This is a genomic window from Brevibacillus sp. (genome assembly GCF_003521185.1).
In the GTDB taxonomy this organism is placed as follows: domain Bacteria; phylum Bacillota; class Bacilli; order Brevibacillales; family Brevibacillaceae; genus Brevibacillus; species Brevibacillus parabrevis.
Window position 1 is genome coordinate 34053 of the sequence record NZ_DOTK01000028.1, and the last position, 8878, is coordinate 42930.

General features: G+C 49.6%; 5 protein-coding genes. All 5 read right to left on the reverse strand.

Going from position 1 to position 8878, the window contains the following annotated elements; translation table 11 throughout:
* Positions 1-354: 354 nt before the first annotated feature.
* Positions 355-5325, reverse strand: coding sequence for a DUF4132 domain-containing protein (locus tag DEP07_RS06770; protein WP_287102294.1), 4971 nt, complete (start codon positions 5323-5325; stop codon positions 355-357).
* A gap of 14 nt (positions 5326-5339) precedes the next feature.
* Entirely contained in the window at positions 5340-5759 is a 420-nt protein-coding gene (locus DEP07_RS06775; protein ID WP_122962729.1) for a hypothetical protein, read from the reverse strand.
* A gap of 294 nt (positions 5760-6053) precedes the next feature.
* Positions 6054-6509 (reverse strand): GNAT family N-acetyltransferase, encoded by a 456-nt coding sequence (locus DEP07_RS06780; protein ID WP_280648075.1) that lies wholly within the window; start codon positions 6507-6509, stop codon positions 6054-6056.
* A 460-nt stretch (positions 6510-6969) separates the two neighbouring features.
* Positions 6970-7509: an RNA 2'-phosphotransferase gene (locus DEP07_RS06785; protein WP_122962727.1), complete on the reverse strand. Its 540-nt coding sequence runs from the start codon at positions 7507-7509 to the stop codon at positions 6970-6972.
* A gap of 359 nt (positions 7510-7868) precedes the next feature.
* Positions 7869-8276 carry a hypothetical protein gene (locus tag DEP07_RS06790; RefSeq protein ID WP_173600014.1) on the reverse strand — a complete coding sequence of 136 codons (408 nt, stop codon included), beginning with the start codon at positions 8274-8276 and terminating at the stop codon, positions 7869-7871.
* Positions 8277-8878: the final 602 nt, after the last annotated feature.

Here is an 8878-nt window from a genome sequence, read left to right on the forward strand (position 1 = left end):
AAAATGTTTATTTCTTCACAAAACGGTAACATTTGTTACGTTTTTGTGAACTAAACAATCGAGTAATACATAACTGTTATCTTCACCCAAGCAGTGGTCATTCGATTAGATATCCTTGTATTAAAAGCTTCAGATTACTATTTTATATATATTAAATACAAAACAAGCGGCCTTTTACGAAACCCTCGTTCAACACTAATTATCTAAGACTTACTAACTAGGTAATTTTTTCGAGAAATATTCTCTTAATTTGTAATAAGCTCACGCACTTTCAATCCTTTTACAACAAAAGAGCCCCAAGTATGCTGCTCTTGGGGCTCTCTGCATGCGCTGAATTGCTATAAAGATTGTTAACTAACGCAACTGCATCAAAATTTGCGGGTCTTTGATCTTGCTGTCTTCCGCAAGCATGACGACTTTGGACAAAATCTCCGCTGTCTTTGGATCTTCGTCCAGGAATGGCAGGAAGAGGCGTCCTCTGTGCTGGGAATGAACCGGAACGACGTGCAGCGCTCCTGCCGCCTGTTTGTACGCCATGCCGCTGCCCAAGTGGACAGCAAATTCGCCAAGGCTTCCGTCTATGCGGGCGTAGTTGCCTTCCAGCCGCACGTTGCCGAGCTTCAACAGGCGCAGCGATTCGGCTACGATGACACGGCGAAGCTCGATCGTCGTCAGACTGGCCTCTGGATCGACGCCGCCGACATGAGCAACGCTGACGACCAGATCGACGTCACGCATCACTTCCGAGAACAGAACAGGCGGAATTTGATCCAGCCCGACATTTTTGTACGTTTTCCGGTCGAGGAATTGAATATGTTCCAGCGTAGGCGCTTCCGTATCCGCTGGCGAGAACCAGTCCGCCAGCGCCTGGAGGCTGGCAATCAGATTTTCCGCGTAAAACACTTTTTGCAGCCCTTCCTCATAGCTGACCGTCCACTGTCTGCTCTTAAGCAACGCAACCGTCTTCTTGGGCTGCACCTGATAGCCCGCATAGCGGCGGGAATGCGTCACATGAGCAAGCTCGTCCGCATTCGGTACATACAGCTCCCGGAATACTTGCTTGAACGGCTGGCGAAGCTGGCGCTCGAACAAATCGCGCTGGAACAAGCTCCATAGCCCGCTTTCAAAAAGATGCACCGGATGGGCGATCAGCAGTTCCTCTTCGTCTGTCAGGCCGACAAGCTTGCCGGACGGATCGCGGAGCGACTCGATTTCCCCTTCGTAGTAGCCGAGATGATCCCCGCACTTGAACACCAATGTGCTCAGCAGCGGACGAATAACCGGATTGCCGTAGAGCTTCGCCAATTCTTTGCCGGTAAAGGTATTGCCCGACACCATGGAACGCTCCAGCTCCTGGCGCGCCCTGCGATACTGTTCCGTCAGCTCGGACTTCATTTCTTTCAGCAGAAGCACATGCTCGGCTTTGTTGAACTTGGCAGGAACCGATTTCAGCTCTTTGCCTTTGCGAATGGATTTGATCTCTGCTTGCCCTTCCTCATCCACTACGAGCTGGACAGTCGTTTCTTCATCGAGTGCATATGGCTCGAAATACGCCTGCATTTCGTCGAGCTTGCGTGCCTCCATGTCCCATTTCAGACGAATAACGTCCCTGTATCCGGCATTGCGCGCCAAGTTGTCCAACGCGATTTGCCCTGCCACTCCTTCGCTCGCCCGTCTTTGCGCACCGAACTTTTTGCTTTGCAACAAAAATTGTTGAATGAAATCATAGCGCTGGCGCAAATCTTGCTCGCGCTCATCACGCAACGGAATCAGGCTGTAGCTGAGCAGATGGTCTTTGTTGCGCTTGTCTGCCGCTGAATCCCGCATTTTTGCAAGCTCCAGCTTGCCCAAAGTAGCATCGGCAAACAGCTGCGAGCGTCTGTGGTTGGCCCCTGCGGAAATGTATTTGGCACACTCATACAGCAGTTTGAAACGTTTTTCCCCGAGCGTGTCATACGCCTCGCGGAACCAGTTGATATCAAAAGCGCCATCGTTGAACTCTTGCGGCGTAATCGGGGAGTAGTGGGCAACCACCGTCTCCTTTTCCGCCGAAAAGCTTTCATTGATGTGGGCGTGGAAGTACCAGGCCGCGCTGCGCAAACCTTCCCAGCCCAAGTGCTCGGCTACGATATCAATCCACTGCGGCGCATACATGGCGGCTTCGAGCAGGCGCTTTTCCGTAATGCCTTTGTGCTCTTTCAGCAGCTTGCCGAGCAGGGCAGCATCTTCGCCTGTGCGCGGGTGGCAGTTTTTCAGGAGATGGCTGAACGCTTCCTTTTTCGTCAAATTGCCATTGTAGCTGTAGACGTAGCCGCGGACAAAAGCATCCTGGTCAAGCCCGGCCAAAAGCCGCACCCAGTAGTCCATGCCCTCGAATCGCTGAAGCCTTGTCACAAAAGAGCTCACCTCTGTAGCCAAGTCTCCTCGACCAAGCTCGATGCTGACGATCCGATCCACGACTGTATCGAGGACAGCTTTCACCTTCGGCCGCTCCTGCAGCGAATCGATCCTGCCGGAAGTCATCGTCCACAGGTAGCTGCTGCTGTCGCCACTGCCGAGCAGCGCCTTGTACAGCTCTGCTTCGCCAATCATCCCTGCTTCAAAAGCGCGCAGCCGTTCTTCCAGATTGTAAGAGGACATGCCATTTTTGTCGCGAACCATCCGATCATAGGCGAATACGGTATGGTAAAACTCTTTGAACGACGCATCGTCGTACACGCGAGTCCGGGTCATGTTCAGCCATGGCTGCGCCAGCAACTCAAATACTCCCGTGGAGTTTTTGGACTCGTATGGACGCATGTTTGCAATCAGCTTGTGGACAGCCGAATCGGTCAAACGGAACGTTTCCTGCTTGTCGCTGTCATGATAAAAAGCCTGAATCAACTGCCTGACCTGATTGTTGTAAGTCAAAGCCTTGAACGCTTCCTGAATCTCCAGCATTTTCGCAAGCGGATAAGCTTCCTCGACAAACTCCTTGCGCCAACCTTCCAGGAGCTTGTGCTTCTGCAATTCGCTGTACTCCATCTCGTCGGAAAAATAGCTGTACAAGCCGTCCAGCGTCCGATCCAACGGCTCCAGTATCGTATAGTAGTGAAGCTGCATCAGCTCATGAGCCGACAGCTTGCTCTCCAGCAGATAGGCCCGCCACTCTTCGGCGAGCGGGTAGCACTCCAGACGCGAGCCTTGTTCTTCCCCGGTTTGGTGCCAACGATGCGGATACAGCTCGCGCAAATTCGTGCCGATCAAAAGCGTGTCTTTGTAGCCGGAATAGTATTCGGACACGTACTCCACATCGCGATGCTTGTGCACGAGTTCGTCCAGCCCTTGCAGAAAAGCTTTGATTTCATTCAGGGACAACGTGAAGGCGTCTTTTTCAAAAGAAAACGTGCTCGTGTCCTTTTCTTCCAGCAACCACGGCTCTGTCTGCTCAGGATCATACAACCCGAAGCCCTCCGCTCGTCCTGCACTGCTTGTTTGCACCAGCTTGTCCAGAACGGCTTTTTCTTTTGCCGTCGGCTCAGCGATCAGCTCTGCCAACGGTTGCAAACGTTCAAACTGCTCCTGGCGCGAAGCATCGCTTTTCACTTCTGTCAAAACTTCCAGTCCGCCCAGTCGCTGCAACTCATTTTTGGCCGAAAGCAGTCTGGTCAGGGAAGACTTCAAAATCTCTTCCGGCTGGCTGAGCAACAGCCCAATCGTGCTTTGACGAAGCGAACCCGTCTTGAGCTTCAACAGTTCCTCCATCGGAAGCAGTTCCTCGTCCGCGAGGCTCATTTCTTTGGCTTGTTCCAGCGCGTGCTCGCGGTTTTTCATGCTTTTGTCCGTCAGGCTCTCAAAAATAAATGATCGCAGCGCCGGGCGCTCCTTGTCGCTCATAAAATGGGACAGCATGGCGCCGCGCTGGTCAGGGCTCATCTTGTCTTTGCGCGAGATGAGCTGGGCAATCCAGTCGCTGTCCATATCGTATGCCGTTATGTACAACATTTTCTGCACAGGCAAATCGGACGTGTACTGGATATGGACAAAATCGAGAGCTTTGGACGGAGCCGAGTATTCTTTTTCCATTACGTCAAACATCGCGAGCAAGAGTGAAAAATCACGCTGCCGCTCGTTTTTGTCCTTCAGCGCCTCTACCTGCTCAAACGTAATCGTCGGGCCGTCCGCTTCTGTTCCAGGCTTGCGCCAGAGCGGGTAGTATTGGTAGCAGTAATTCATCAGTACCCAGTATTGCAGCTCGGGATCAGTCTCATGAAGCTGCTCGCGAGCCAATCGCAGACGCAGTTCGCGGTTTTGGCTGTTCGCCAGCACGTACAGCGCAACGATCTTCTGGTGACGCTGTCCCTCGCGCATCAACCGCTCAATCTGCTCGTACAAGTCTTTTTCCTCATGGACGGCTGTCGCCCAGAGCGCAATGTAAACCTCGTTGGCATGGCTGCTCGCCAGCCACTGCTCGCGCACATCTGCTTCTGTCAAAGCGCGGTACGCCTGCTCGATCAACTGTCCGGCCACCCGTTGATTGGCCGCTTCCAGAGACATGCCCGTCCAGACGCCCAGTGCCCGGACTACGGAACTGTAACGTATGTAGCCTTCGTCGATGATCAGCTTGAGCATGTACAAATTTGCCGCAAGTGTACCCTCGTCCATCCGTTCGACGATGCTCTGCCGCAGCCCTTCTTGCAGACGAGCCGCTTTTAACAGCTCCCCGAGCATTTGGTACATGTCTTCCTGGTGACTCATGACAATCCCTTTGATCATTTCGTGAGTGAGCAGCGCTGTCTGGTTTTCCCCGTAAATGATCTCTTTGAGTGCCTCGCGCACTTGCTGGTTGCCCCGGTCCAACTCGAAGCCGATCACGTCGCCAATAACATGGCGAATCTGGTAGTTTCTCGCCGGAGAGTAGTCTGTCGTGGTCAAATAATCCGACATTTTGAACTGCTCCCTGTCCATGACCATCAGCGCGATTGCCTTTTGAACGATGAGTCCCATTTTCGGCGCTGCCTCAGCTGTACGGAACGGCCGACGCGCATAGCCTTGGGCGAACGGATATTCCGAGGCATGCACTACAATATGGCGCAACACCTCAGCCTGCTCGCTTTCCAGCAACTGTCCCACGATTTGGACGAGCGGCTCGAACAGACGGCTCTCCTCCCCCGCTGCCCGCTCCAGCAGAAAACTTCTGCACTCGTTCATGTTGTCTTCATCGATGTATCTCTGTTTGCTCAGCTCGACAAGCAAATGGGCGAAATCCCGATCTTCTTTCGCAATTGCCTGGATTCGAGCCTGGATCAATTCTTCGTATGCTTGCTCTTTTTCTTCATGACTCATTGGGTGCTCCCCTCTCACCATAATCTCCCAGCCAACATCGTGAACCGGATCAGCACGATCTCATCGTCCTCTTTTAAAGCAAGCGGCTCATCCAATGCCTCGATTTCCCGCTCGCAAACAAACACGCGATACAAGCCGTCTTCAAAAGCGAGAATCGCTGTGTCGACAGCTTGCTGCACATCTGGAACCCCGTCATTGTAGACAGCGCCAAAGCCCACTTTGCCAATCTCCGCCTGCTCCTGTACTTCTTCGGCGGTCAAGTAAGGAACAAGCGCTACCTGCTGCTGTTTTTCGAGCAGCCCCCGAATATTCCACTCTACCAATCCGGCAATCAGCTCCCGCAATGTCCGGGGAGATGGCAGCAGCTCGACCGGGATGCGGCTAAGGGCATTTTTGCGCTTGCCAATGCTTTTGACTGTGACAGCCAGACGCATACGCGGTGTTCTCCTTTCGGTCCAATTATGGATACATATGTTCTATACAGCTATTCTACTAAATTGTGGTTTGATTTTCCAAATTGATAGAGTGCTTTCCAGCAAGAATCGTTAGTTCGAACTATAGGGAAATGGCGGGATTGGAACGATCGACCTAGAGGGAACAGAAAGCACCTCACATTAGGCACTTTGTGGAAAGCTTGCTGTCAAAAAAAGGACTTCCCCAGTCTTTGCAAATCCTGCTGGGGAAGTCCCTTTTTACGATGCTGCTATGCGAGTTTCGTTCCTTCATTTTTACTCCTCTTCCGACATCACATAAAATTCCTTGCTGAATCCTGTGCGCTCCCAAAACGCTTGCGCCGATGCGTTATCCACGTCGACAAACACCCGGATCGCCACAACGTTTTGGTTTTCCAACCAACTTTTCAGGCTATGAAAAATGGCTTGCCCCGCTTTTTGCTTTCGGTAGGCTGGGACGACGTAAAGCTCATCTACTTGGCCTATATAGTCCTCTGTGAGCATGTCTTTTTTGAGGGAAGCAAGGCCGTAGCCAACCAGTTTTTGCTCGTCGTCAACAGCGATGTGTACCATTCCATACGGAGACTGTACGTAATCAGCCAGCTGCTGCCCAATTGCCTCCATCTCTTCTTCGCTCAGCGAGCAATCTGCTGTTTCTTGGGCGTTGTCATTCCATAAACGCACGATTTGGGACAGGTATGGCTGATCTGCTTGCAGTTGCTGGATATGCATGAGTTTGTTTCTCTCCTTGCTGTGTCTTCTATTTTTATTTACTTTCACTTGCGAAATGGAAGTTCCATTCATCATCCCGCCCCGTTCGTGCTGCTAATCAACCTCGGATTTTTTTGGCATGATAGCTCCTTGTTTGCTGAAAAGGGCCTTGCTGGCTGGTGTTCCGGAAGCTAAATCGAACTATTAATAGAAGACGTATGAATAGAAAAAATGCCACACATTACATTGGTTTGGCAGCAGGAACATGTCTCGGCAGCTATCCTCTGCCTTTTAGACTGCTTGCTGGTAATGAAGCTCCGTTCTTTTTCCCTTGCTTGAGGGCTTGCTGGCATGGTCGCTTGTCCCTTTTCGCTATTGATTATGAGCACGCAAAAAGCTTATTCCCTTCGTTGCTTGAGTGGGAATAAGCTTTTCGTGTCGGAACTTCTGGATGGATTTTTCGCGCATCAGCAGGAGCATCCTAGCAAATCGTGATATATTTTGCGCTAATCTCGTCCGCCAGCCATACTTTTTCATTGCCAAAATAAAAGGCAGTTCCCTCTTCCCATGCCTTTTTCGCGTGAATTTTCAGCAAGACAGGCTTTTCATCTCTTCTTTTCCCGACTTGCAGCGCAGTTTCTGTATCCTCTGACAAATGTACGTATTGCCTGCCTTTTGGCAAGAGGCCGCTTTCCATGATGGAACTTACAAACCGTGTCGCCGTCCCGTGGTACAGCACTTCCGGCGGTTGTTTTTTCTCCTTCGAGATTTTCTGCGGTACGGAGTGACCGTACAAGGCCCGAATTTTTCCTCCCGATATTTCATGACGTTTTTTCGCGGAGGCTTCGATCATTTGAAACAAATGCTCTTCCTTAACTTCCCTCCACCGCTTTGCTTCCCTCAATGCTTCCAATAGCTGCTGCACGTCTACCCAGCCGTTCTCATCCAGTTCCAGCTCATATTCGTGCGGGGCGTGCCTGAGGGCGTATGAGAGTTCTTTGCTGAGTTTGTCCAGGTCCATGTGGGGCCTCCTTTTTGGGGAGTAATTTTGGTGATCAAACAGTCCAATAGCCATCATTCATTATTTATTCGTATCGGACAGTACGTACTTCTTCATGAGTAAGATACTTTTGGAGTCAGCTAAAATCCTTTTGATCAAATCATTCGGTTATCAAATTTTGCATGCTGCAAGTCACAGTATTCAATTCGCTTAGCTGACATGGTCGCTCAATGCCGAAGCGAAGGTAGCCCTAACATATTGCCACTTCATTTCATAGAATCAGTGTAAAAAAAGCCCCATCCGAGCTATTCATTACTCGTTTAGGGCCAGGCACTAGATGGTCGCCAACTATTCCTAACATCCAAAATTTTTAGTATAGATTAGTTTTTTGTAGAGCGGAGTGGCTCATACATATCTGCGACAACCTTGTATGATTCTGCATCAGCTAACTCATAACTTTCACCAATAAACAATTCTTCCCAAAGCCATAAAAAGAAATCTCGTGCATTAGGCGGAAGGTCAAATGGTGGAAGCAGTGATTCAAATACACTTTCAAAATCTATTCCTGGTTTTGTTAAGTAGTAGCTAAGTGCTAGTTTTGATTTTCTCTTTTCCACTTCCTCAAGATTATTAAACTGCTCAACAAGTGTTTCTCTGATTACTGCTTTATATTGTTCCTCTGTTTGTAGCTCTACTTCTTTATAATGTGCTATCGCCTCGTCGTCATCAGCCAAACCTATTAATGGTCTTAAAAAAACATCCAAGAAGTGAGGATTTACAACATTCATGTTTTCCTCCAATCCTGATAATTATCCTAATTTTAGATACAATGCCACTATTTCTCTATCTTTAAATATAGCTTGGCATGTAACCTATTTTTCGAAAGCAATTCTTTCTTGGAAAATTTTCCATTCCCCCAAACTAATCAACTATTGCTGAGTAATATATTGAAGGGGAACGGTTGGCCGATACAAAATCGCTAACCCAACGTTTCGCTGTTGCTTGTACTTGTTTAACAAATTACCTATTCTTCCTTTGATATTTGGGATGCAAAGAAGGCTCATTCCACCTCATCGTTCCAGTGGGAATAAGCCTTTGAAAGTTGGTCCCAAGCGAGCAGCAGCCTATTCGTCTAGAGTTTCTAAAGCTTTCATTTATTTACGCTTGCTAAACCTATCACTGTGCTTCGAATCCCCACATCTTCTTCGCATACTCTACACATACATAAGACAAGCCTCCTTCAAAATCGGAAGTGTCCCGTCTAATATATCCTCCGTCGCCCAATTTTTGACTTGATATGATAAACGGATACGCCTCACCGCTGTACTGATACGGGGTGGACATCCCCTCCGTTTTTGAGATGACGTTGGACTGTCAACACCAAACTAGA

Coding starts and splice junctions, on each gene's coding strand:
- DEP07_RS06770 (WP_287102294.1), bottom strand. CDS start 5,325: ATGAGTCATGAAGAAAAAGAGCAAGCATACGAAGAATTGATCCAGGCT.
- DEP07_RS06790 (WP_173600014.1), bottom strand. CDS start 8,276: ATGAATGTTGTAAATCCTCACTTCTTGGATGTTTTTTTAAGACCATTA.
- DEP07_RS06785 (WP_122962727.1), bottom strand. CDS start 7,509: ATGGACCTGGACAAACTCAGCAAAGAACTCTCATACGCCCTCAGGCAC.
- DEP07_RS06780 (WP_280648075.1), bottom strand. CDS start 6,509: ATGCATATCCAGCAACTGCAAGCAGATCAGCCATACCTGTCCCAAATC.
- DEP07_RS06775 (WP_122962729.1), bottom strand. CDS start 5,759: ATGCGTCTGGCTGTCACAGTCAAAAGCATTGGCAAGCGCAAAAATGCC.